Source organism: Mesorhizobium waimense, from assembly GCF_003601975.1.
GTDB lineage: Bacteria > Pseudomonadota > Alphaproteobacteria > Rhizobiales > Rhizobiaceae > Mesorhizobium > Mesorhizobium waimense.
Window position 1 is genome coordinate 17,018 of the sequence record NZ_QZWZ01000036.1, and the last position, 23,291, is coordinate 40,308.

The following is a 23,291-nucleotide window of genomic DNA, read 5'->3' on the forward strand; positions in this document are numbered from 1 at the left end:
TCAATCCTTCGGCAGGTCGAGGAAATGACCGGCCGTGGTGGCTGCGGCAGGCTGCGCGACGCGGCCGTCGGCCATCGCCAGGGCGCGGTTCGGGTCGGAGGCCTTCACCTCCTCGGTGTTGTTCAGGAAGTAATCGGCATTGCTGGCCGGCTGCGTGCCGTCGGTCGGCTCGACGAGCTTCTTCGACGGATCGACCGGTTTGACCAAGTAGGGCGTGACGATGATCACCAGATCGGTCTCGCGCCGCTGGTAGGATTTTGAGGAGAACAGCGGTCCGAGCACCGGCAACTTGCCGAGGCCGGGAAGGCGCGAGGTGGTGATGTCGTTCTGCGACTGCAGCAGGCCGGCGATCATGAAGCTCTGGCCGTTCTTAAGATCGACCGACGTCCTGGCCCGGCGCACGATAAAGCCCGGCACCGAGATATCGCCGATATTGTAGGATGCCGAGGCATCGATCGAGGACACTTCCGGCGCGATGTCGAGGGCCACCAGCCCGTCCTTCAGCACGGTTGGCGTGAAATCCAGGCTGACGCCGTATTTCTTGTAGCTGACGCTGATCTTGCCGTCTTCTTCGGAAACCGGGATCGGGAACTCGCCGCCGGCGAGGAAACTCGCTGTCTGGCCCGAACGGGCGATCAGGTTCGGCTCGGCCAGTCGCCGGGCGAGACCGCGCTGTTCCAGCGCCTTGATGGCGATGTCAATCGACACGCCGTTCGACAACAGCCGGCCGATGACTTCGCCGGTCCCCGCCCCCGGTACCTCGCCCGGCTCAAGGCTGACCTCACGCCCGCCGATGCCGTAGGCGAAGTTGGCGCTGTACTTGGCACCGAGATCCTGCCCGGCCTGCCGGTTGATCTCGACGAAGCGGACATTGAGCTGGACCTGCTGCGACGACGAGATGTTGACCGAGTTGATCACTTCCTCATTGCCGGAAAAGCGGGTGGCGATCTTGTTTGCCTTCTCGGCGGCAACCGCGTCATCGGCCTCGCCCGACAGCACCACGCGACCGTTGGCCGAACCGACCTTGATGTTGGCGTCCGGCACGCTGGCGCGAATGGTACTCGCCAGCTGGTCGGTGTCCAAAGTCACCTCGATGTCGATGGTGCCGACCAGCTGCTTGTTCTCGTCGAACAGGGCGATGCCGGTGGTGCCGAGATTGTTGCCCAGCACATAGAAGGACTTGTCGGTCAGCGGATTGACGTTGGCGATCTCCGGATCGCCGATGACGATCTGGTAGAAGGCTGCATTGGTCATGATCGTCTTCGGCTTGCCCTTGGCCACCTTGATCGAGGTATTCTTGGTCGCCGAGACATAGACGACGTCGTTGTTGGCCCTGGCCGGCGCGCTGAGGCCAAGCACTCCGGCCGCGACCAGCGAGGCCGCCGCGGCAAGCGCGCGTGTGAGGCGCAGCCACTGCGTCAAGCGATAGTTATTCAGCCCAAACATTGCACCTGTCCCCGTCCGGTCCCCACCGGTTATTGTTTCAGGTCCTTCGAAGGAACCTTGTATTCCTCGGCCTGCGTGCCGCGCGTTACGATGATCGTCTTGAACTTCGGCTTCTCTGGCTCTTTGGTGGCCGCATTGAACAGCGACCCTGCGGCCGCCTGGACGTTGGCTGCGACCGACCCGCCGAAGGACGATATAGTAGTCAGGCCATCCTTGCCGGCGCCGTCTTCGCTGGCCGAACGAAGCGACAGCGACAAGGTGCCCACGGTGCGGGCCAGCGCCACTTTCTGCGCCCCGTCTGTCGTCACCTCGAGGGTCACGGAATTGGCGACCTGCGGAGCGGTCTGCCGCTCGTCGGCGCCCTGGCCGACGCTCAGCACCTTGGCATCGGACACCACGATTTCGGAGGTGATGGTCGAACCGGCGGCACCCTGCGCGTTCTTGGCCACTTCCTGGATTTCGCCGGCATCGCGCGTCAAAACGACATCGACCCGGTCGCCAGGCGTAACAAAGCCGCCGACACCGGCGATTTCGTCGGTGCGGATGGTCACCGCCCGCATGCCGGGCGACAGCATGTTGGACAGCGTCGCACGACCATTCGGTCCGGACAGCTTGGTGAGCAGCACCGGCTCATTGATCTCGATCGGCGACAGCACCACGCGGCTGCCGTCGTCAAGCAACGATCCGATGGTGGTGAAGGCGCCTTGCGGCAGGGAATCCTGCGGCCACGGGATTTCGCTGAGCTGAGCCCGCTCGATCTGCATGCCGTAGCGCAGCGGCGCATTCGCCACCACGATGGTCTTGAACTCGACCTTGGGTGCGGCGGGCGCCACGATCGACGCCGTTTTTTCCTCGGAATCGGCCTTCGCCTGGCTCTTGACCCAGAAATCCGCGGCAAAGATCGAGATCGCGCCGAAAACGGCGGCGATGCCGATCATGGTTATGGCCTTGCCCCTCACGCTAAACCCCTGACGTCCGTGGTCTTTTGTTCGTTGACGCTTACGCTAGGCGTCATTGTTAAAGATTCAGGAACGCCGCAATGCGCGCATCGACCTATTTCCGCCGGCTTGGTTATCGAATGGTTTTGGAATAAGAGACACTTTGATCCCTGAACGGAACAGGAACCTCGTTCGCCCGCCAAAAGCGTGGCAGTATCGCGGGGTGATTCGCAGCCCCGGACTTTATGGTCAGCATGGACGACAACAACGACCTTTTTCGCGATCTGGACAAGCAGCCGCAACCGGCTCGCGCACCGACGCGGCCTGCCGATCCGCTGGTGCAGGCGGCGAAGCGTCCGGCCGCCTCGCGTGACGGCAGCGAGAGCTACAGCGCCGCCGATATCGAGGTGCTGGAAGGGCTGGAGCCGGTGCGGCGCCGGCCTGGCATGTATATTGGCGGCACCGACGACAAGGCGATGCACCATCTGTTTGCCGAAGTCATCGACAATTCGATGGACGAGGCGGTTGCCGGCCACGCCACCTTCATCGATGTCGAACTCTCCGCCGACGGCTATCTCTCGGTTACCGACAATGGCCGCGGCATTCCGGTCGACCCGCACCCCAAGTTCAAGAAGCCGGCGCTCGAAGTCATCATGACGACGCTGCATTCGGGCGGCAAGTTCGACTCGAAGGTCTATGAAACCTCCGGCGGCCTGCACGGCGTCGGCGTCTCCGTGGTCAACGCGCTGTCCGATCATCTCGAGGTCGAGGTCGCGCGCGGACGGCAGCTCTATCGGCAGAAATTCTCGCGCGGCATTCCGGTGACCGGCCTTGAGCAGCTCGGCGAGGTGCACAACCGGCGCGGCACGAAAATCCGCTTCCATCCCGACGAGCAGATCTTCGGCAAGGGTGCCGCGTTCGAACCGGCGCGGCTTTATCGCATGACTCGCTCGAAGGCCTATCTGTTCGGCGGCGTCGAGATCCGCTGGAGCTGCGATCCTTCGCTGATCAAGGAAAAGGATCAGACGCCGGCCAAGGCCGAGTTCCACTTCCCAGGTGGCCTCAAGGACTATCTCAAGGCATCGCTCGGCGACGAGTTCCAGGTCACCCGCGAAATCTTTGCCGGCAAGAGCGACAAGCAAGGCGGCCATGGCTCGCTCGAATGGGCGGTGACCTGGTTCGGCGGCGACGGCTTCATCAACTCCTACTGCAACACCATCCCGACCGCCGAAGGCGGCACGCACGAGGCCGGCTTCCGCAACGTGCTGACCCGCGGGCTTCGCGCCTATGCCGATCTCATCGGCAACAAGCGCGCTTCGATCGTCACCTCGGAAGACGTGATGATCTCGGCCGCGGGCATGCTGTCGGTGTTCATCCGCGAGCCCGAATTCGTCGGCCAGACCAAGGACCGGCTGGCGACGATCGAGGCGGTGCGCATCGTCGAGACCGCCATCCGCGACCCGTTCGACCATTGGCTCGCCGACAATCCGCAGGAAGCCTCAAAACTTCTAGAATGGGTGATCGCGCGCGCCGACGAGCGGGTGCGCCGGCGCCAGGAAAAGGAAGTGTCGCGCAAGAGCGCTGTGCGCAAGCTGCGCCTGCCCGGCAAGCTCGCCGATTGCACGCAGAATGCCGCCGCCGGCGCCGAACTCTTCATCGTCGAGGGTGACTCAGCCGGTGGCTCGGCCAAGCAGGCGCGCGACCGCGCCAGCCAGGCGGTACTGCCATTGCGCGGCAAGATCCTCAACGTCGCCAGCGCCGGCAACGACAAGCTTGCCGCCAACCAGCAGATCTCCGACCTGATCCAGGCGCTGGGCTGCGGCACACGATCGAAATATCGCGACGAGGATTTGCGCTACGACCGCGTCATCATCATGACCGACGCAGACGTCGACGGCGCCCACATCGCCTCGCTGCTGATCACCTTCTTCTTTCAGGAGATGCCGAACCTGATCCGCGGCGGTCATCTCTATCTGGCGGTGCCGCCGCTCTATTCGATTCGCCAGGGCGGCAAGGTCGGCTATGCCCGCGACGACGCGCACAAGGACGAACTTCTGCGCACCGAATTCACCGGCCGCGCCAAGGTCGAGATCGGCCGCTTCAAGGGCCTGGGTGAGATGATGGCCGCGCAGCTCAAGGAAACCACCATGGACCCGAGGAAGCGCACGCTGCTCAGGGTCGACGTGAACGAAATCGATTCAGCCACCAAGGACAGGGTCGATGAGCTGATGGGCACCAAGCCGGAAGCCCGCTTCCGCTTCATCCAGGAACGCGCCGAATTCGCCGCGACGGAAGTGCTGGATATCTGAGCGCCGGCCGGCCTAGCCTGCGCTTCTGATACGGAGACCAGCTTGTGATCTGGGCGCAGCTGAAGAGCTTCGAAACTAGTTTGGTGGGGCCAACGCAGCCGACGCGCTCGGACTGGATTTTCGCCCTGCGCACGGTTTTGGCCGGCCTGATCGCGCTTCTCGCCGCTTACGCGCTCAAGCTCGACCACCCGCAATGGGCGATGATGACCGTGTTCATAGTCGCGCAGCCTGTCGCCGGCATGGTGCTGGCGAAAGGTTTCTACCGGCTGCTCGGCACGCTGGCCGGCGGCCTGGCGGCGATCGGCATCACCTCTCTGTTCGGCACCAATCCCTGGCTGCTGGTCACCGCGCTTGCCGTGTGGATCGGGCTCTGTACGCTGGTCTCGTCGCTGCTGCGCAATCCGGAAGCCTACGGCGCCGCCCTTGCCGGCTACACCGCGATGATCATCGGGCTCCCTGCTTTCGGGCAGCCGCACTACGTCGTCGATCTCGCCGTCGCGCGCTGTGCCGAAATCGTGCTCGGCATTGTCTGCGCCGGTGCGACCAGCCGGCTGATCCTGCCGAAACTGGCGGCCGACGCCATCATCTCCAGGCTGAAGCGCAGCATTCTCGATCTCGCCACCTATGCCAGCGGCGCCTTTTCCGGTGGCGATGCGGCAACGCTTGCCAGTCTCCAACGCAAGCTGATCACCGACGCCCAGACGCTCGCCGAGATGCGCACCTATGCCAGGCTCGAAGCGCCAAGCTTCGCCACCCGCGCCCACCCGGTCAGGCGCACGATCGGACAGCTTCTGTGGGCGCTGTCGGCGGCACGCGCGCTGCATTCCCATGCCGCGCCGAAGAACGCGGCGCTGATCCCCGTGCGTAGCGAATTGCAAGCCCTTGTCGGCGAACTGGCGACGAAGCCGGGCGCACTGGACGATACCGGACCGTGGGTCGCGCGGCTCGATGCGATCGCCAGTCAGGCGCGGCAGATGCCGGACCTGCCTGCCAATCCCGATGGCGACAGGGTCGGCACGATCACCCGCCTCACCATCGCCGCCGATTTCGCCGAGGCGTTGAAGCAGGTGCTGCGCGGCCTTGATGCGCTCCGCTCGCCCGTTTCCCGCCCCTCCCGCGACCGGCGCCAGCCGGCGCTTGTCGTGCACCGCGACTACCACGCCGCCTGGCGCAATGCCGTGCGCGCGGCCCTTGCCACGCTGCTGGTGGCAGCCTTCTGGCTGGCGACGAAATGGTCGGAAGCGGCGGGCACAGTCATTCTCGTCGCAGTCGTTTCCAGCCTGTTCGCCGCCCGCCCCGATCCCGTCGACTCTGCCTGGGGTTTTTTCGAGGGAACCCTCCTCGCGCTGCCCTTTGCGTTTTTCGTCGGTCAGGTCGCCCTTCCAGCCCTGCCCGGCTTCGGCTGGTTCGTGGTCTTCGTCGTGCCGATCATGGTGCCGGCAGCACTTGGCATGGCCAATCCGCGTTATGTTGGCGTAGCCACCGCCTTCGCCATCAACTTCCTCGCCTTCCTCAGCCCGCATCAGGCCATGACCTACGACCCCGGGCCGTTCTTCGCCGGGTCGGCGTCGATCCTGGTCGGCATTCTGCTGGCGATCGGCGTCTTCATCGTCGTGCTGCCCGCCGACCCCTGGGTCACCGTCAACCGCATCCTGCGAGCGATGCGGGAGGATTTGGCGCGCCTTTGCCTGCATGAGCGCATGCCGCGGCGGTCGGCCTTCGAGAGCCTGGCCTATGACCGGGTCAACCAGCTGATGCCGCAGCTGCAGCGCACCGGCAGGCAAGGCGATGCCGTCCTGGGTGGCAGCATTGCCGCCGTCACCGTCGGATTGGAAATCCTGCGGCTGCGTGGCGCCCAGCAAAATGCAGCGATCCCGCCCGAGACCGTGCTCTCGATCACCAACTTCCTGCGCGGGCTGGCACGCGAGTTGCTGTTTCGCAGACCGGGCGAGCCGCAAACCGCGACTATCGCCGTCGCCAGGCAATATGCCGCCGGCATCGCCGAGCGCAGCGACGCGGTCGAGATGCTGCAGGTCGCGGCATCACTGCGCATCATCGCAGCGGCGATCGAGGACTTTCCGGATTTTTTCGCAAAGGCCTAGGCGCGGCACAGGGCGTGTTGAGATTCAGGTCAGGCCGAGCCGAAAACGATGGCTTCCGAGAACCGGGGGGCCGTCCACATATGAGCACCGGAAGCGCAGGAAGTCATCGTTTGCTGGCCGGCGTCACCTGAATATCGGCACACCCTAGGCGGCTGCTATCGCCAGCGCATGGCCGCGCGCATTTTCACGCAGCGCCTCAAGATGGATCGATTTCACCAGCCCGGCGAGATCGCCTTCGGCGGATTGGCCGCCGAGTTCCTTCAGCATCAGCCAGCTGACTTCCTGCACCCCGGCGACGCGCTTGCCGTTGGCCACCTCGCGCCAGACTTTCAACGCGCGCAGGATGATGCCGTGGGTAGCGGCAGCGAGGCCGGCGTTGCGGAACAGCGCTTGCAGCGCGACGTCGTGCCCGCCGGCGAGCAGCGCCCGCACCCGTTGCTCGGACTGCTGGGCAAGCGCCACCAGCGCCGAGCCGAAGAAGTCGACCTTGCCATGCGCGATGGTGCGGATGATGAAGCTTGCGGTGAGGTCGCCGCGCAGCCTCAGATGTTCGATCAGCGCGGCGTGCTCCTCGGCGCGCGTGCCTTCGATCAGGGTCACGGAAGCCTTGACGCAGGCATCGCGCATGACGCGATCGGCCCGGGCGGCGCCCATCAGCGCCAGCACCAGCGGCGATGTCTTGAGCGTTTCGCCGAGCTTGACCAAAAGCATATGCCGGCAATCGGCGGGCAGGCGCGCGTCGGATATCAGCGCCTCGCGCACCAGCGCGAGGTGGCCGTGCCGTTCCGCCATGCGGCGAAAGCTGAGCGAGGCAATGGCGGCGCCGCTGTTGGCGAGAAGCACGGCGCAAGCTTCCGGCTCGCCGATCTCGGCGATGGCGGCCGCCAGCGACATGGATACGACAGGCCGGTCGGCGATCAGCTTCTGCGTCGCCTTCTGGCCGCCGGCGACCCGGTCGATCAGGTCTGCGTCGGTAAGCAGCGGCGAACGCGCCAGCACCAAGGCGGCCACTTCCGGCTGGTCGGAGGCGAGCGCGCTGATGATCTGCAGCGGCGCGTGGTGGCTCATCGACAGCGCTTCGGCGATCGCCAGCCGAACCTTCGACGACGCGTCGTCGAGCAGCAGCGTCAGCGCGGCCTCGGCGGCGCATCGGTCCTCGAAGGGCAGGTCGGAATTGATGTAGGCACGGGCCAGCGCACTGGCCGCGGCGGCGCGCTCGGAGACCCGCGCCGTGTCAATCCATTTCAGAAAGTGCGAAACTACCATGCCGCCTGCTTACGCCCCTTGCCAGAACGCGCCTGGCCCCGATGGAAACGTAGGCCTGAAATGGTTTACGAAGCGTTCACCATGTTCCTTAACCGGCTTGATGGAGCCGCGGCCAACGCCTATCAAGCAACGGGAACGAGGAGATCGACCATGGCCGGGCTTTATCTGGAAGAGTTCGTCGTCGGCCATGTCTTCCAGCACACGCTGCGCAAGACCGTGACTGAAAGCGACAACATGCTGTTTTCAGTGATGACGCTGAACCCGCAGCCGCTGCATATCGATTTCGACTTCGCCGCCAAGAGCGAATGGGGCAGACCGCTGGTCAATTCGCTGTTCACGCTGGGGCTGATGATCGGCATTTCGGTCAACGACATCACCGTAGGCACCACCGTCGCCAATCTCGGCATGAAGGAAACCGTGTTTCCGCATCCGGTCTTCCACGGCGATACCATTCGCGTCGAGACCACGGTGGTTTCGGTTCGCGAGTCCAAATCCAAGCCGGATCGCGGCATCGTCGAGTTCGAACATCGCGCCTATAACCAGGATGACATCCTTGTTGCCAAATGCACGCGCCAGGCAATGATGATGAAAAAGGCGGCCTGAGCGATGCGTTCGCTGCTTTTCATTCCAGGCGATTCCGAAAAGAAACTGGAAAAGGGATTTGGGGCCGGCGCCGACGTGGTCATCGTCGACCTCGAAGATTCCGTCGCTGCCGCCAACAAGCCGGCGGCACGCGCGGCTGCGGCCAGCTTCATCGCCAGCCAAAGGCAGCAGACGAGGTCTGCCATCTATGTGCGCGTCAACGATCTATCGACCGGCCTGACCGACGATGATCTCGCGGCCCTGGTCCCGGCGAAACCGGACGGCATCATGCTGCCGAAGTCGAACAGCGGCCAGGATGTCCAGCAGCTTTCGGCCAAACTCAGGGTGCACGAGGCCGAGAACGGCTTGCCGGATGGCGGCATCAAAATCCTGCCGATCATCACCGAGACGGCCGCCGGCGTGCTGGCGGCCGCGACCTATGCCGGAGCCAGCGCGCGGCTTGCCGGCCTGACCTGGGGCGCGGAGGATCTGTCGGCGGCCATCGGCGCCCGCACTGCCCGCGACGAAAACGGCCGCTACACCGATGTCTTTCGCCTCGCCCGCAGCATGACAATCCTTGCCGCCGGCGCGGCCGAGGTCGCCGCGATCGACACGGTTTTTCCGAATTTTCGCGACATGGCCGCCTTCGAAGCCGAATGCATCGAGGCCGAGCGCGACGGCTTCACCGGCAAGATGGCGATCCATCCAGCACAGGTGCCGGTGATCAATGCCGCCTTCACGCCGTCAGAGGAAGCCGTGAAACACTCCCAGGCAGTCGTCGAGGCCTTCGCGGCGGCCGGAAATCCCGGCGTGGTCGGTATTGACGGCAAGATGGTCGACCGGCCGCATCTGCGGCTGGCCGAGCGTCTGCTGGCGCGTGCCCGGGCCGCAGGGATTTCCGCTTAGACGTTCGATCCGCTACCAGACCAGCGGAACCAGCCTGTAGCGGACCTTTGCCGCGTAGTCGTCATAGCCCCGCAGGCCGGTCCGAAGTGTCTTCTCTTCGATGAAGGTGCGTATGGCCAGGAGAACGACGAACACGAGCACCGACGCCAGCCCCCACCAGGAGCCAAGCAGAAGTGCCGTGCCGGCGAAGAAGATGGTGGCGCCGGCATACATCGGGTGACGGACGTAGCTGTACGGACCCGTGGTTATGACGTGCTGTCCGCGTTCTTCCTGGATCTTCACGACGGGCGCCGCAAAGCTGTTCTCCAGCATGGTGCGGTAGCAGATCCAGATCCCGATCAGCAGCACTGCCGTGCCGACCACTTGTCCCCATATTGGAACCGCCGACCAGTCGAAGCGGAAGTCGAACCCCATCAGGACTTGCCAGAGAAATATGGCGAGCAGCAGCACGCTCAGCAGGATCTTGTCGGCTGCGGTTTGATTCTTCTGGATGGGTGGCCTCAGCCGCTCATTCATCAGGCCGGGATCGCGCCGGGCCAGCGACACGCCCAAGGTAAGGCTGAGCCCAACCATCACCACCAGGTACAGCCAGGCTCCCGGCCAGTTCAGCGTGCCGGCCGACAGGAAGAGCAAGGCGCCCATGACGCCGAACCACACGAACGTCTGCAGGATCAACTTCGAGATCATAAGATGCCTCCTGATCCGCTAGTCTTTTCCCCAGCGCGGCCGCCGCATCGAAAATATGTCGCTGATGCTTGAATAGTCCATGTAGCCGAGGCGGCCGACATTGCCGGCCCTGACGATGTCAAACCTGCCGTCATTCAGGAAAGCATCGTCGATATGCACGCCGACGACCTCGCCGGCGACCACGACGGCGCTCGTTTGCGTTCCGTCGAGTGCCCTTGGCCGCAGGATTTCCGTCACCCGGCATTCGAGTGCAGCCGGCGCCGCCGCCACGCGCGGCGGCGCGACGAGGCGCGACGGCGCCATGGCGAGATCGGCATAGTCGAACTCGCTGACGCCGCGCGGCGCATCGACCGCGGTGCGGTTCATCTTCTCCGCCAGTTCACGGCTGACCAGATTGGCGACGAACTCGCCCGTCTCTTCGGCAAAGCTGGCGCTGTCCTTCTGGCCCTCGGACGAAAACCAGACAAGGAAGGGCCGGGTCGAAAAGGCATTGAAGAAGGAATAGGGCGCGAGGTTGATCTTGCCTTCCCTGTTCAGGGTCGAAATCCAGCCGATCGGGCGCGGCGCCACGATCGCCTTGGACGGATCGTGCGGCAGCCCATGCCCCTTCGTCGGCTCGTAGAACATCTTCTCCCTAGCCCGCCCATGGCCCTTGATAATCGGCATAGAGCTTGGCCGGATCCGGCCGCGGCCGCTCCGGCGCCGGCCCCTGGTAGGAGCCGATATGGACGAAGCCGACGACGCGCTCCTGCGGTGCCAGTCCCAGGATCGCCCTGCCCTCCGGCACGTCGGAATACCAGTTGCTGATCATGTTGGTGCCATAGCCCATCGCATTGGCCGCGATCATCAGGTTCAGCGCCGCCATGCCGCCGGACAGGAACATTTCCCATTGCGGGATCTTGGGGTTTTCCCGGGGGATCGACACCACGCCGATCACCAGCGGCGCGCGCGAAAAGCGCGCCAATTCCTGGTTGCGGCGGCCTTCCGGCAACGGCCCTTCGCGCTGTTCGGCAAGAGCCGCCAGTTTCTTGCCGATCTCAACGCGCGCCTCGCCGCGATAGAGGATGAAGCGCCAGGGCTCGAGCCGGCCATGGTCTGGCACACGCGCGGCCGCGGCGATGATCGTCGCGATCTCGGCGTCGCCGGGCGCAGGCTCCCTCAGCTCGGGAATCGGCGCCGAATTTCGGGTCAGCAGAAAGTCGATGATGGGCGACGCCATGGGCGCAAGTCTCCTGAACTGTGAGCTGAAGCGCGCCATCGGGAATCGGGCGGCTCGGGCATTGGCGCGGCGCGCCGGAAGGAAGAGCCTCCGGCAGAGCGGATCAGACTCTTAAGCCTTGAAATTGCCACCGCCTTGGGCTTCAACGCAAGGCATGTTTGAGGGGACACTGCGTCTTTTCCTGGTCTGGCTCGCTGCCGCGCTGTTCATGGCGCCGGTTTCGCTTGCTTGCGCGCAGACCAAGGATGGCATCAGCGACCTCAAACTTCCCGGAATCTCAAGCTATTCGTCACCCAAGAACGAGACGTCGCTGGCGTTGGGAAGTGGCGGCGCAATCACGCTCTCGGCGCAGCTGACGGACAAGGGCACCGACATCACGCGCGGTATCGTCTGGCGGGTCTTCAAGCCTGAAACCGCGAGCGACGGCAAGCTGCCGATGGTGGCTTCCGCCCATGGTGGCACGGCCGTATTCCAACTCGAGCCCGGCAGCTATCTGGTCCATGCTTCCTACGGACGCGCCGGCGCCACCAAGCGCATCACCGTCGGCAAGGAGGCAAAGCGCGAAAGCCTGGTGCTCGACGCCGGCGGCCTCAAGCTCGACGCCGTCCTGTCAGGCGGGGCGCATATTCCGCCGAAAAAACTGCGCTTCTCGATCTTTGAAGGCCGCACCGAAGCCAATGGCGAGCACGCGCTGATCATCCCCGATGTCGAACCGAACAGCGTCGTGCGGCTGAATGCCGGCACCTACCACGTCGTCTCGAACTATGGCTCGGTCAATGCCGTGATCCGCTCCGACATCCGCGTCGAGGCCGGCAAGCTGACCGAGGCCACTGTCGAGCACCGGGCGGCCGAAATGACCATGAAGCTGGTGCGCGAGGCCGGCGGCGAGGCGATCGCCGACACGTCCTGGTCGCTGCTCAACGAATCCGGCGATCCGATCAAGGAAACCGTCGGCGCCTTCGCCTCGATGGTGCTGGCCGAAGGCGACTACACCATCATCGCCAAGAACCGCGACCGTATCTACCAGAAGGATTTCACGGTCGTCGCCGGACAGAACCAGGAGATCGAGGTTCTCGCCACCGAAGCCTCGGCCATCGATCCCGAGGAAGGCGCCGATTAGGCCACCTGCGATCAAGCGGCCTTGCGCATGCGCCGCGGCAGGAAGTGGACGCGACCGCGCGGGGTGGCCGGCGCCAGGTCGAAGACACCACGGTAGAGGCGCTCCAGCAGCGCCTTGCGGTCGCGCAGCGGCTCCAGTTCGCTCCAGCTCAGAACGTCGCCGACACGCACGTCGATCGACTTGCCGGACAGCCGTGCGAATTCGTGGATGAGCAGCGAGATGCGCAACGTCAGTGACGCCTTGCCGACAAATTTCGCCACCCGTCCCTCGCGTTCGGCCATGTTCATCGGACCGCTGACCAAGTGGAACAGCCGCCCGTTCTGGCCGGAGAAATGCATCGGGATGACCGATGCCCTGGCATCCTGGACGAGACGGGCCGGAAACATCTTCCATGGCAGGTCACGCGCCCGGCCAAAGCCTTTCGGCGCGGTGGCGACGCCGCCGGCCGGAAAGACGACGATGGTGACGCCCTCCTTCAGCAGCCGCACCGCCTCATGGCGCACCGCCATGTTGTTCCTGAGCGCATCCTTGGTCTCGGAAAAATCGATCGGCAGCGAATAGGGTTCCATCTCGCGGATCTTGAGCAGATCCTTGTGGATCATGACGCGAAACGGCCGCCCAAGCTGCTCGGCCAGCGACAGCACGGCGATGCCGTCGCCAATGCCGAACGGATGGTTGGCGACGATCACCAGCGGCGTCTCGGGCAGCTTTGCCGGCGGCCATTGATCGGCGCTCCGCACCTTGACGTCGATCAGTTCCAGCATGCGGCTGAACACGCGCTCGCCGCTCGGCGCCACCTGCCGGCGCCAGAAATCATAGAGCGCGGCAAAGCGGTCGCGCCCGGACAGGCCTTCGATGGAATGGATGAACCAGCGCGTCAGCGCCGGCTGGTGCGAACTGGCGTAGGAAAGCTCGGGAAACGGTCTTTCCCGCAGTTTCAGCTTGAGCATGGACGGCTCGTACAGGCTTGGCGTGACAGGCATGTGAAAATGGCGGTGGATCGCTCCACCGCCATCTCGTCGTAGATCAGGCAGCGCGCTTGCGCCTGCGATCCGGCGTCACCGCTTCTTCGCTCAATTGCGCGATCGCATTGGCGAGACCAAGCGATTCCTGGTCGCGTGAGCCGAGACGGCGGATGTTGACCGTCGCTTCCTCCGCCTCGCGCCTGCCGCAGACGAGGATGACCGGAACCTTGGCCAGCGAATGTTCGCGGACCTTGTAGTTGATCTTCTCGTTGCGCAGGTCGGCTTCGGCAAGCAGCCCGGCCGCCTTTAGTTGCCCCACGACCTTCATCGCGTAGTCGTCGGCATCCGAGGTGATCGTCGCCACCACCACCTGCAGCGGCGCGAACCACAGTGGGAAATGGCCGGAATAGTTCTCGATCAGGATGCCGAGGAAACGCTCCATCGAACCACAGATAGCGCGATGCACCATCACCGGCTGCTTCTTTTCCGAATCCGAGCCGATATAGAAGGCGCCGAAACGTTCCGGCAGGTTGAAGTCGACCTGCGTGGTGCCGCACTGCCATTCGCGGCCGATGGCATCCTTCAGCACATATTCGAATTTCGGACCGTAGAAGGCGCCCTCGCCCGGATTGATCGAGGTCTTGATGCGGTTGCCCGAGCGCGTCCGGATCGTTTCCAGCACGCCGCTCATGATCGCCTCGGCATGATCCCAGGCCTCGTCGGTTCCGACGCGCTTGTCCGGCCGCGTCGACAGCTTCACGCTGATCTCGTCGAAGCCGAAATCGGCATAGGTCGACAGGATCAGATCGTTGATGCGCAGGCATTCCGAGGCAAGCTGCTCCTCGGTGCAGAAGATATGCGCGTCGTCCTGCGTGAAGCCGCGCACGCGCATCAGCCCGTGCAGCGCACCCGATGGCTCGTAGCGGTGCACATTGCCGAATTCCGCAATCTTTACAGGCAGATCGCGATAGGATTTCAACCCGTGCTTGAATATCTGCACATGGCCGGGGCAGTTCATCGGCTTGAGCGCGAACACCCGGTCGTCATCGGTGTCGTCGCCGGCGACCGTCACCTTGAACATGGCATCGCGATACCAGCCCCAGTGGCCCGATGTCTCCCACAGGCTCTTGTCGAGCACCTGCGGCGCGTTGACCTCCTGGTAGCCCTGCTCGTCGAGGCGGCGGCGCATGTAGTTGACCAGGTTCTGGAACATCTTCCAGCCCTTGGCGTGCCAGAAGACGACGCCCGGCCCCTCTTCCTGGAAGTGGAACAGGTCCATCTCGCGGCCGAGCTTCCTGTGGTCGCGCTTTTCGGCTTCCTCCAGCATCGTCTGGTAGGCATCGAGCTGCGCCTGGTCGGCCCACGCCGTGCCGTAGATGCGCGTCAGCATCGGATTGTTGCTGTCGCCGCGCCAATAGGCGCCGGCCACCTTCATCAGCTTGAAGGCGTTGCCGATCTGCCCGGTCGAGGCCATGTGAGGGCCACGGCAGAGATCGAACCAGTCGCCCTGCGCGTAGATCTTGAGATCCTGGTCCTCGGGAATGGCGTCGATCAGTTCCAGCTTGTAGCGCTCGCCCTTGTCGGCAAACACCTTCTTGGCCTTCTCGCGCAGCCAGACTTCCTTGGTGAACGGCTTGTTGCGCTGGATGATCTCGCGCATCTTCTTCTCGATCACCGGGAAATCGTCGGGCGTGAACGGCTCGTTGCGGGCGAAGTCGTAGTAGAACCCGTTCTCGATCACCGGCCCGATGGTCACCTGCGTTCCCGGCCAAAGTTCCTGCACGGCCTCGGCCAGCACATGCGCCGCGTCGTGGCGGATGAGTTCGAGCGCGCGCGGGTCCTCGCGGGTGATGATCTCGACCTTGCCGGACTTGCCAAGCGGGTCGGACAAATCGCGCACGACGCCGTCGATGGCGTACGCAACGGCCTTCTTGGCCAGCGACTTCGAGATCGATTCCGCCAGGCCGGCGCCGGTCATCGCCGCTTCGTAGTCGCGGACGGAGCCATCGGGAAATGTCAGGGAAACGGAATTCAGCATAATTATCTCCTATCCAGTCCCGCAAACGAGCGCGGGTGGTGAAATGCCGGATGCGTCCGGCGGCAGTCTTTTATGGGCAGATTCCGGCGCCGTAAAGCGCTCGTTCCGTCTATTTGATCAAGCCAGGCAGGTCTTTCAAGAACCCCGCCCGTGTCTTGGGACCCTTGGGCGTGTCCGTTGGCTTCTCGTCGACCACCAGCCGGGCAAAGACGATCCGGCGGCCATCCTTCGCGGCCCAGCCGACGAACCAGCCAAGCGAACGCTTATCGGTGCCGCCACTGCCGAGTCTCGTGCTACCGGTCTTGCCCTGCACCGCCCAGCCACCGGCCCGGAAGCTCGGGATGATCGCCTTGGTCATCTGATGAGCCCCGGCCGACACCGGCATTTTGCCGGCAAGCATCCGGCGCAGGAAAGCTGTCTGCTCTACCGGCGATATTTCGAGCGAGGAATTCACCCAGGAATGGGTCAGGCCATCATTCTTGCTGGCATCGCCGGTGACGTCCCTATTGCCGTAGCCGAACTTCGACACGTAGCCGGCGTTCGTTCGCTGCCGAGCCTGCTTGTGATTTCGCGGGAGTACCAAAGAACGGAATCGCGCTCCCAGATCGTCGGATCGACGATCTTATGGTCCCGCTTCACCGCATTGAACTCGGGCTTATAGTCCCAGCTCGGCGTGTGCTCGTCGCTGAGGATACCGGCGTCATAGCCGATGAGTGCCAGCGGCACCTTGAATGTCGAGGCCGGGCTGAAGCGTTGATCGCAAACGCCGTCCCGATAAAGCGTCTCGCCGCTCACCGCATCCTGGATGAGCGTGCATTCGACATCGCCCAGCGGCGCGGATTGCGCCCGCATCGGAAAACCAAGCAGCCAGGCCAGCAGGAAGAGAACGATGGCAAAAACGAACGGAAGGCGGTCTATCTGGCGCATGGCAGTCTCTCTCCTGACGGGTGGGCAGGAGAGGATTTAGCGAGTCGTCTTGTCTCGATTTTGTCTCAAATTCGAAGTCTTTGTGCAGGCTTGCGTTAACCCTACCAGATCGTAAAGACCGGCCGCCGCTGAGGCCAGCGGATGCAGGTCAAACCTCGCCGCGCTTCTTGCCGATCCGCCAGTACCGCCAAGGCATGAACCAGACATAGCGCCCGGCCAGCGTCTCGGGCACGCGGTCGATGCCATGCGTGCCGAACGGGCCGCAGCGCAGTACCCGGAAAAGCCCCATCCAGCCGCCTGCCCACAGGCCGTGGCGGGCGATCGCCTCATGCGCGTATTCCGAACAGGTCGGCAGGTGCCGGCAGGAATTGCCGACAAAGCCGGACAGCGTCAGCTGGTAGAAGCGGACAAGCGACGTGCCGAGGATACGGCCCGGCGTCTTGCGCCAGGGGCCTGGCCAATTGCGGCCGCGCCGCGCCGGTGTCGCGGTATGCGCATGCCGATGGTGGTCGCGCACCGCATTCTCCGTATCGCGCCTCGCCCCGGGATAGATGTGGACTTCGAGCAGAGAACGCAATCCCCTGTTGATGCTGGTCCTTGTCGAGACTGGCCCTTGGTGATGCCGGTTGTCGATGCTGGCTGTCCTGCCTTTCAACGGTGAAAGGTGCGCCGATCTGCCGGGGATACCCAGCGCGTGGGACTGGTTGGTCCCTGTTCGCAGCGTCCGGCCTGTGGCCGCCTCTCGCCATACCATTGAAACGTCGCGATCCGCATGACGTCGCCAAAAATCTCCAGGAACTGGATCATGGCCGTATCTCCTTTGGCATCGATTAGACTGCCGCTGGCCTTCGTCTTCAAACGAGTATAATTTCCACCTCGGATAACTCTAGATTATGCGTATTGAAGTATGCCCGGCTGCGCGTAACGGTTCAACTATATGAAATTATTATGCGATCTGGCTTTGCCAACAGCGGCTTCAAGCTTGCTGTGTTGAGCGGGCCGTAAGGCTATTTCGCGCGGTTTGTGTGCTTGATGTAAACTCGGAAAAAGGAGCTAGACTCGTGCCGATCGTCAAACTGAACGAAAAGTTCGTCGACTGGCTGAAGGCTCCAGAATGAAGCGCGGACGCCTGCCCTTGACGGCGCTGCGGAGCTTCGAGGCGGCCGGACGACAGTTGAGCTTCAGCCGAGCGGCCGAGGAGCTGTTCGTCTCACAGGCAGCGATCAGCCGGCAGATCCGCGAGCTCGAGCATTTCCTGCGCCAACCGCTGTTCTTCCGCCACCACCGCCGCGTTGAGCTGACCGAGGCAGGCCGGCGCCTGCTCGATCAATTGGTCAGAAGTTTCGACGACATCGACAGGCGGCTCTCGGAGCTGGCCGCTCCGGCCCAATCCGTGGTTCGCGTCAGCGTGGAACCGTCCCTTGCAGCCGTATGGCTGGTGCCACGACTCAATCGATTTCGTGAATTGCGACCCGATATCGACGTTTCCGTCGAAGTCGATCCACGGCCCATCGAGTTCCGCAGCGATCAGGCCGAGCTCGCTCTGCGCTTCAGCGCCCACAACACCTCATGGCCGCGCAGCGAAGCCGAGCGGCTTGCCTTGACCGTCGACTCGCCGGTCCTGTCGCCGGCGCTGCTTGCCTCGGGTCCGCCGCTGGAAAAGCCGATCGACCTTGGCCGCTACACGCTGCTACATGAGGAAAATCGCCAGGGCTGGGCGCGCTGGTTCGAAGCGGCCGGCGTGCCCGCCGACGCCGCGCCCGCGCGCGGCCCCATGTTTGCGGATACCTCGCTTTCGAAGCAGGCGGCGCTGCTCGGCCATGGCGTGGCGTTGGGCGATCTCATGCTGGTCAGGGACGAACTGGCATCCGGCGCACTGATCAAGCCCTTCGACATCGACGTCGCATCCGGCGCCTACTGGCTGGTGGCAAGGAGCTTGCGCAACCTGCCCGGACCGGCCGCGGCCTTCGCCGACTGGATCCGTACCGAATTTGCCGAAAGCCGGCGTTCTCTGGAAGAAATCTAAGCTGCTTCTTCGGCGCGTTTCTTCTCGATCAGGCCGATCGCATCGACGACCGCGTCGAAAGTCAGCATGGTCGAGGCATGGCGCGCCTTGTAGTCGCGCACCGGTTCCAGATACCGCAGGTCGGCGAAGCGGCCTTCCGGCGGCGCGCCGTTCTCCTTCAGCATCTTCAGCATCGTCTCGCGCACCGCGCGCAACTCGTCCGCGCTGGCGCCGATGACATGCTGCGCCATGATCGAGGACGACGCCTGACCGAGCGCACAGGCCTTCACATCATGGGCGAAATCCGTAACGACGCCGTCATCCATCTTGAGATCGACGGTCACGGTCGAGCCGCATAATTTGGAATGCGCGCGCGCTGTCGCATCCGGATGGTCGAGCCGGCCGATCCGCGCAATATTTCCGGCAAAACCCAGAATTTTCGCATTGTAGACGTCGTCGATCATATTTTTCCAATCTGTCGCCGCCGAGCGAACAGCGATTGCCGCTGTTGCGTCTTTCATTCGCTCGGCACGACCATATATAATGCTCACAGTCGAGCATCGACAAGGCAACCAAAGGCCACGTCTTTGCTCAAATCAATTCACGCCGCTTGAGGGCTGGAAACCGCGAGTTTCTTACACCCGAAAGGTCGTGGTCCGTTCAACTCGTCCCTCCCGAGAGAGGGACTACGGGAGACGCCTTTATGGATGCCGTCATCAAGAAACTCATGCCCTCCTCGGCCTATATGGAAAAGCCGGTCACCGACCGGCCGAGCGAAGCCGAAGTCGAGGCCGCGGTGCGCACCCTGTTGCGCTGGACCGGCGACAATCCGGAGCGTGAGGGCCTGATCGACACGCCGAAGCGTGTTACCAAGGCATTCCTCGAAATGTTCAACGGCTACGACATGTGCCCGGCCGAGGAGCTTGGCCGTACCTTCGAGGAAGTCGCCGGCTATGACGATCTCGTCATCGTCAGGGACATAAATTTCCACTCGCATTGCGAGCACCACATGGTGCCGATCATCGGCAAGGCGCATGTCGGCTACCTGCCGGATGGCAAGGTCGTCGGCCTGTCCAAGATCGCGCGCGTCGTCGACATCTTCGCCCATCGCCTGCAGACGCAGGAAGCGATGACCGCGCAGATCGCCAGCGTCATCCAGGACGTGCTCAATCCGCGCGGTGTCGCCGTCATGATGGAAGCAGAGCACATGTGCATGGCCATGCGCGGCATCCGCAAGCAGGGCTCCACCACGCTGACCTCGACCTTCACCGGCGTCTTCAAGGACACGCCCGAGGAACAGGTCCGCTTTGTCACCATGGTGCGCGGCGGCGGGGTCTGATCGGCCCTCGCCGGCCGCTAGACCATGATCCCAAAAAGTGGGAACCGGTTTTTGGACAAGATCATGGTCAAACAAGAAGATCCGGCGATGTCGGCACTGGAATTCCCGAAAGCTCCGTCAGACAAGAAAGCGCTGGAGGAAGGCACTGTCCTTTCGCCGCGCTTCGACGCCAACGGCCTCGTCACGGTCGTCGTCACCGATGCCGCCGACGGCATACTGTTGATGGTCGCGCATATGAATGCCGAAGCGCTGGCGCTGACGCTGGAAACCGGCATCGCCCATTACTGGTCACGTTCGCGCAACGCGCTGTGGAAAAAGGGCGAGACCTCCGGCAATCTCCAGACCGTCGTCGAGATGCTCACGGATTGTGATCAGGACGCGATATGGCTGCGCGTGAAAGTGTTGGGCCACGACGCAACTTGTCACACCGGCCGACGTTCATGCTTTTATCGGACGGTGGGGCTGAACGACGGCAAGGCGACGCTTGCCGACGACGGTAGCAAGCCGCTGTTCGATACGGAGCAAACGTATCGGAAGCCGGTGTGAACCATTCGATATTCACAAACCACTCATATTCATTATTCTCAAACATCCTTACTGTAGAAGGGATGTGGGACAAGGGGAGATCATGATGCTCGAATGGGCGTCATTGCGTAGTAGACCTGACGTTCGAGAGGCCAACGGCCCCTCCTCGTCCGGCGGCGCATCCGATACGAAGCCGGGCAAGAAGACTGGCATTTCATTGGCGCTCGGCGGTGGCTGCGCGCGCGGTTGGGCCCATATCGGCGTGCTGCGCGCGCTCGACGAGGCCGGCATCGAAGTGTCGATGATCGCCGGCACCTCGATCGGCGCGCTGGTCGGCGGCTGCTACCTTGCCGGCAAACTGGACGATCTCGAGGAATTTGCCAGGAGCCTGACCAAACGGCGCATCTTCGGCCTTCTCGATCTCAATCTGCGCGGCAGCGGGCTGTTCGGCGGCATGAAGCTGGACGCCAGGCTGCGCGAGCACATGAGAGGCATCCGCTTCGAGGACCTGTCGAAGCCTTTCGTCTGCGTCACCTCGGAAATCCGCACCGGCCACGAGATATGGTTGTCGAGCGGCTCGCTGATCACCGCCATGCGCGCTTCCTACGCACTGCCCGGCGTGTTCGAGCCGGTGACCTGCAACGGCCGCGTTCTGGTCGACGGCGCGCTGGTCAATCCAGTGCCGGTCTCGGTCTGCCGCGCCTACGAGCAGCCCCTCGTGGTAGCGGTCAACCTGCACTACGACCTGTTCGGCCGCGCCGCCGTGATCAAGCACAGCGCCGGCGAGCTGGTCGTGGAGAATGACGCGCCGCGGGCCGGCCAGTCGTCCGAACACCAGGCGCACCACACACGCCTCGGCATCACCGGGGTCATGGTCGAAGCCTTCAACATCATCCAGGACCGGATCTCGCGCGCGAGACTCGCTGGTGACCCGCCCGACATGTCGCTGCAGCCCAAGCTCAGCCATATCGGCCTGACCGAATTCCATCGCGCCGACGAAGCGATCCGCCTCGGCTATCAGGCGACGATGGCGCAGATCGGCGAACTCACCCGACTGCAAACGGTTCTCGCCTAATCCAGACAGCGCTCAGGCTATTGCTGCATCGGTGATGCGGAACTGCACCGTACGGTTGCCGTTCCAGTAATTGCCGGACAGCGACCCGGCGACATGCACCGTCTTGCCCCTGTTCTTGAACAGGAATTCGCCAAGTGCGGTATCGACGGCGCGAAAGGCGATCGCCTGGATGCGGCCGCCGCTTTGCGACTGGAGCTCGGCGCGGATGTGGTTGGTGCCGACCGGCCGCGCATCCGCCAACTTGTGGCGCGGCAATGCGAAGACTGGCGCGACATGGCCGGCGCCGAACGGCCCGGCTTTTTCCAGCGCGTCAAGCAGGCTGAGCGTCGCGCCCTCGGCGGCAAGTGCACCGTCGATGGCCAGGCTCTCCTCGTCCTGCAGCCGGAACACCTCGGCGGCCGCACGCTCCTCGAAGAAGGCCCTCAGGTCCCCGAGCTTTGCCCGCTCGACCGTGATGCCGGCCGCCATGCCGTGGCCGCCGCCCTTGACGATCAGCCCGGCATCGGCGGCCTCGCGCACCAGGCGCCCGAGGTCGAAACCCGACACAGAACGGCCCGAGCCGGTGCCGACACCATTGGCGTTGAAGGCGATGGCGAAGGCCGGCCGGCGTGCGTGGTCCTTGAGCCGCGATGCGAGCAGCCCGACGATGCCCGGATGCCAGGTGGTGCTGGCGGTGACGACGACGGCCGGGCCGTTGCCGCCGGCAAGCTCGGCATCCGCTTCGGCGCGCGCCTGCGCCAGCATCTCCAGTTCCATCTGCTGGCGTTCCTGGTTCAGCCGGTCGAGCGTCTCGGCAATCGTGTTGGCCTCGACAGGATCGTCGGTGGCAAGCAGGCGGCTGCCGAGGGCGGCATCGCCGATGCGCCCGCCGGCATTGATGCGCGGTCCGATCAGATAGGCCAGATGAAAGGTGCTGATCGGCTCGCCGATACGCGATACGCGCGCCAGCGCGGCCAGTCCCTCGTTCTTCTGCTGGCGCGCCACCTGCAGCCCCTTGACCACGAAGGCGCGGTTGACGCCGGTGAGCGGCACCACGTCGCAAACGGTCGCCAGCGCCGTCAGGTCGAGCAGCGACAGCAGATCCGGTGACGTGGCATCCGGCAACAGGCCGCGCAGGATCCTGGCCGTCTGCACCAAGGTGAGAAAGACGACGCCGGCGGCGCAAAGATGTCCCTGCCCGGAAAGGTCGTCCTCGCGATTGGGATTGACCACCGCAACGGCTGCCGGCAGCGGACCGCCGACCTGATGGTGATCGAGCACGACGACATCGGCGCCGGCCTCTCTCGCCGCGTCGATGGACACGGCACTGTTGGTGCCGCAATCGACGGTGACGATCAGCGTCGCACCGCGCGAGATGAGGTCGCGCATGGCTTCCGGGTTGGGGCCGTAACCTTCGAAGATGCGGTCGGGTATGTAGATCTCGGACGGCACCGAGAAATGCCCGAGGAAGCGCTTGAGCAGCGCCGACGATGCGGCTCCGTCGACATCGTAGTCGCCGAAGATCGCCACCTTTTCCCTGGCCACGATAGCGCCTGCGATACGGGCTGCGGCCTTCTCCATGTCGGTCAGCGAGGCCGGATCCGGCAGGAGATCGCGGATCGTCGGATCGAGGAAGCGCTCGGTCTGCTCTGCGGTCACACCGCGCCCGGCAAGCACCCGCGCAACGATATCCGGCACGCCGTAGCCTTGCGCGATGGCAAGCGCGGTCATGTCCTGCCGCTCGGTCAGCCGGTGCTCCCAGGAGATACCGGTGGCCGACTGCCTGATATCGAGGAAAAGCCTCTTCTCGCCCGTCATATGACGCGCCGCCCGCCAATTGCCATCTGTCACGACATCAATAGG

General features: G+C 63.9%; 21 protein-coding genes and 1 pseudogene. 9 read left to right on the forward strand and 13 right to left on the reverse strand.

Going from position 1 to position 23,291, the window contains the following annotated elements; genetic code table 11:
• Window positions 1-1,446, reverse strand: a complete 1,446-nt coding sequence (locus D3227_RS30395) for a type II and III secretion system protein family protein (protein ID WP_120017908.1) — start codon at window positions 1,444-1,446, stop codon at window positions 1-3.
• 29 nt (window positions 1,447-1,475) lie between these two features.
• Window positions 1,476-2,405: a Flp pilus assembly protein CpaB gene (cpaB, locus tag D3227_RS30400; RefSeq protein WP_245451930.1), complete on the reverse strand. Its 930-nt coding sequence runs from the start codon at window positions 2,403-2,405 to the stop codon at window positions 1,476-1,478.
• 233 nt (window positions 2,406-2,638) lie between these two features.
• On the opposite strand from cpaB, the gene parE reads away from it, so the two are divergent.
• The gene (parE, locus tag D3227_RS30405) at window positions 2,639-4,693 is read left to right on the forward strand and encodes a DNA topoisomerase IV subunit B (protein ID WP_120017939.1); all 2,055 of its coding nucleotides are present in this window, start codon (window positions 2,639-2,641) and stop codon (window positions 4,691-4,693) included.
• A 44-nt stretch (window positions 4,694-4,737) separates the two neighbouring features.
• Window positions 4,738-6,795, forward strand: coding sequence for an FUSC family protein (locus D3227_RS30410; protein WP_120017910.1), 2,058 nt, complete (start codon window positions 4,738-4,740; stop codon window positions 6,793-6,795).
• Window positions 6,796-6,939: 144 nt separating this feature from the next.
• Here D3227_RS30410 and D3227_RS30415 read toward each other — a convergent pair whose 3' ends face one another.
• Window positions 6,940-8,061, reverse strand: coding sequence for a DUF2336 domain-containing protein (locus tag D3227_RS30415; protein ID WP_120017911.1), 1,122 nt, complete (start codon window positions 8,059-8,061; stop codon window positions 6,940-6,942).
• 150 nt (window positions 8,062-8,211) lie between these two features.
• Here D3227_RS30415 and D3227_RS30420 point away from each other — a divergent pair, with 150 nt between their 5' ends.
• Window positions 8,212-8,664: a MaoC family dehydratase gene (locus tag D3227_RS30420; RefSeq protein WP_120017912.1), complete on the forward strand. Its 453-nt coding sequence runs from the start codon at window positions 8,212-8,214 to the stop codon at window positions 8,662-8,664.
• Between the two features lie 3 nt (window positions 8,665-8,667).
• Window positions 8,668-9,549 carry an HpcH/HpaI aldolase/citrate lyase family protein gene (locus D3227_RS30425; RefSeq protein WP_120017913.1) on the forward strand — a complete coding sequence of 294 codons (882 nt, stop codon included), beginning with the start codon at window positions 8,668-8,670 and terminating at the stop codon, window positions 9,547-9,549.
• Window positions 9,550-9,561: 12 nt separating this feature from the next.
• On the opposite strand, the gene D3227_RS30430 is transcribed toward D3227_RS30425, so the two are convergent.
• From D3227_RS30430 to D3227_RS30440, 3 genes are read right to left on the reverse strand one after another with little or no spacing between them, the layout of a single operon-like run.
• Window positions 9,562-10,236, reverse strand: coding sequence for a methyltransferase family protein (locus D3227_RS30430; RefSeq protein ID WP_120017914.1), 675 nt, complete (start codon window positions 10,234-10,236; stop codon window positions 9,562-9,564).
• A gap of 18 nt (window positions 10,237-10,254) precedes the next feature.
• Window positions 10,255-10,863, reverse strand: a complete 609-nt coding sequence (locus D3227_RS30435; protein ID WP_120017915.1) for a flavin reductase family protein — start codon at window positions 10,861-10,863, stop codon at window positions 10,255-10,257.
• 7 nt (window positions 10,864-10,870) lie between these two features.
• Window positions 10,871-11,455 carry a nitroreductase family protein gene (locus D3227_RS30440; RefSeq protein WP_120017940.1) on the reverse strand — a complete coding sequence of 195 codons (585 nt, stop codon included), beginning with the start codon at window positions 11,453-11,455 and terminating at the stop codon, window positions 10,871-10,873.
• Window positions 11,456-11,609: 154 nt separating this feature from the next.
• Between D3227_RS30440 and D3227_RS30445 the strand changes: the two genes are divergently transcribed.
• The gene (locus D3227_RS30445) at window positions 11,610-12,575 is read left to right on the forward strand and encodes a hypothetical protein (RefSeq protein ID WP_120017916.1); all 966 of its coding nucleotides are present in this window, start codon (window positions 11,610-11,612) and stop codon (window positions 12,573-12,575) included.
• Between the two features lie 11 nt (window positions 12,576-12,586).
• On the opposite strand, the gene D3227_RS30450 is transcribed toward D3227_RS30445, so the two are convergent.
• From D3227_RS30450 to D3227_RS30470, 5 genes and pseudogenes are all read right to left on the reverse strand, one after another.
• Entirely contained in the window at window positions 12,587-13,525 is a 939-nt protein-coding gene (locus D3227_RS30450; protein ID WP_120017941.1) for a lysophospholipid acyltransferase family protein, read from the reverse strand.
• Window positions 13,526-13,601: 76 nt separating this feature from the next.
• Window positions 13,602-15,578: a threonine--tRNA ligase gene (gene thrS, locus D3227_RS30455; protein WP_120017917.1), complete on the reverse strand. Its 1,977-nt coding sequence runs from the start codon at window positions 15,576-15,578 to the stop codon at window positions 13,602-13,604.
• A gap of 109 nt (window positions 15,579-15,687) precedes the next feature.
• Window positions 15,688-16,505 (reverse strand): annotated as a pseudogene (gene blaOXA / locus D3227_RS30460) (class D beta-lactamase).
• A gap of 148 nt (window positions 16,506-16,653) precedes the next feature.
• Complete coding sequence (gene yidD, locus D3227_RS30465; protein WP_120017942.1) at window positions 16,654-17,022, reverse strand: membrane protein insertion efficiency factor YidD; 369 nt, start codon at window positions 17,020-17,022, stop codon at window positions 16,654-16,656.
• A gap of 134 nt (window positions 17,023-17,156) precedes the next feature.
• Complete coding sequence (locus D3227_RS30470; RefSeq protein ID WP_245451931.1) at window positions 17,157-17,312, reverse strand: hypothetical protein; 156 nt, start codon at window positions 17,310-17,312, stop codon at window positions 17,157-17,159.
• A 307-nt stretch (window positions 17,313-17,619) separates the two neighbouring features.
• Between D3227_RS30470 and D3227_RS30475 the strand changes: the two genes are divergently transcribed.
• Window positions 17,620-18,531: a LysR substrate-binding domain-containing protein gene (locus tag D3227_RS30475; protein ID WP_120017919.1), complete on the forward strand. Its 912-nt coding sequence runs from the start codon at window positions 17,620-17,622 to the stop codon at window positions 18,529-18,531.
• Here D3227_RS30475 and D3227_RS30480 read toward each other — a convergent pair.
• Window positions 18,528-18,974, reverse strand: a complete 447-nt coding sequence (locus tag D3227_RS30480) for an iron-sulfur cluster assembly scaffold protein (protein WP_120017920.1) — start codon at window positions 18,972-18,974, stop codon at window positions 18,528-18,530. The genes D3227_RS30475 and D3227_RS30480 overlap by 4 nt on opposite strands.
• A gap of 239 nt (window positions 18,975-19,213) precedes the next feature.
• On the opposite strand from D3227_RS30480, the gene folE reads away from it, so the two are divergent.
• From folE to D3227_RS30495, 3 genes are all read left to right on the forward strand, one after another.
• Window positions 19,214-19,849 carry a GTP cyclohydrolase I FolE gene (gene folE / locus D3227_RS30485; protein WP_120017921.1) on the forward strand — a complete coding sequence of 212 codons (636 nt, stop codon included), beginning with the start codon at window positions 19,214-19,216 and terminating at the stop codon, window positions 19,847-19,849.
• A gap of 87 nt (window positions 19,850-19,936) precedes the next feature.
• The gene (gene hisI / locus D3227_RS30490; protein WP_120017943.1) at window positions 19,937-20,395 is read left to right on the forward strand and encodes a phosphoribosyl-AMP cyclohydrolase; all 459 of its coding nucleotides are present in this window, start codon (window positions 19,937-19,939) and stop codon (window positions 20,393-20,395) included.
• Between the two features lie 85 nt (window positions 20,396-20,480).
• Entirely contained in the window at window positions 20,481-21,449 is a 969-nt protein-coding gene (locus D3227_RS30495; protein ID WP_120017944.1) for a patatin family protein, read from the forward strand.
• 12 nt (window positions 21,450-21,461) lie between these two features.
• On the opposite strand, the gene recJ is transcribed toward D3227_RS30495, so the two are convergent.
• Entirely contained in the window at window positions 21,462-23,246 is a 1,785-nt protein-coding gene (recJ, locus tag D3227_RS30500) for a single-stranded-DNA-specific exonuclease RecJ (RefSeq protein ID WP_120017922.1), read from the reverse strand.
• Between the last annotated feature and the right edge of the window lie 45 nt (window positions 23,247-23,291).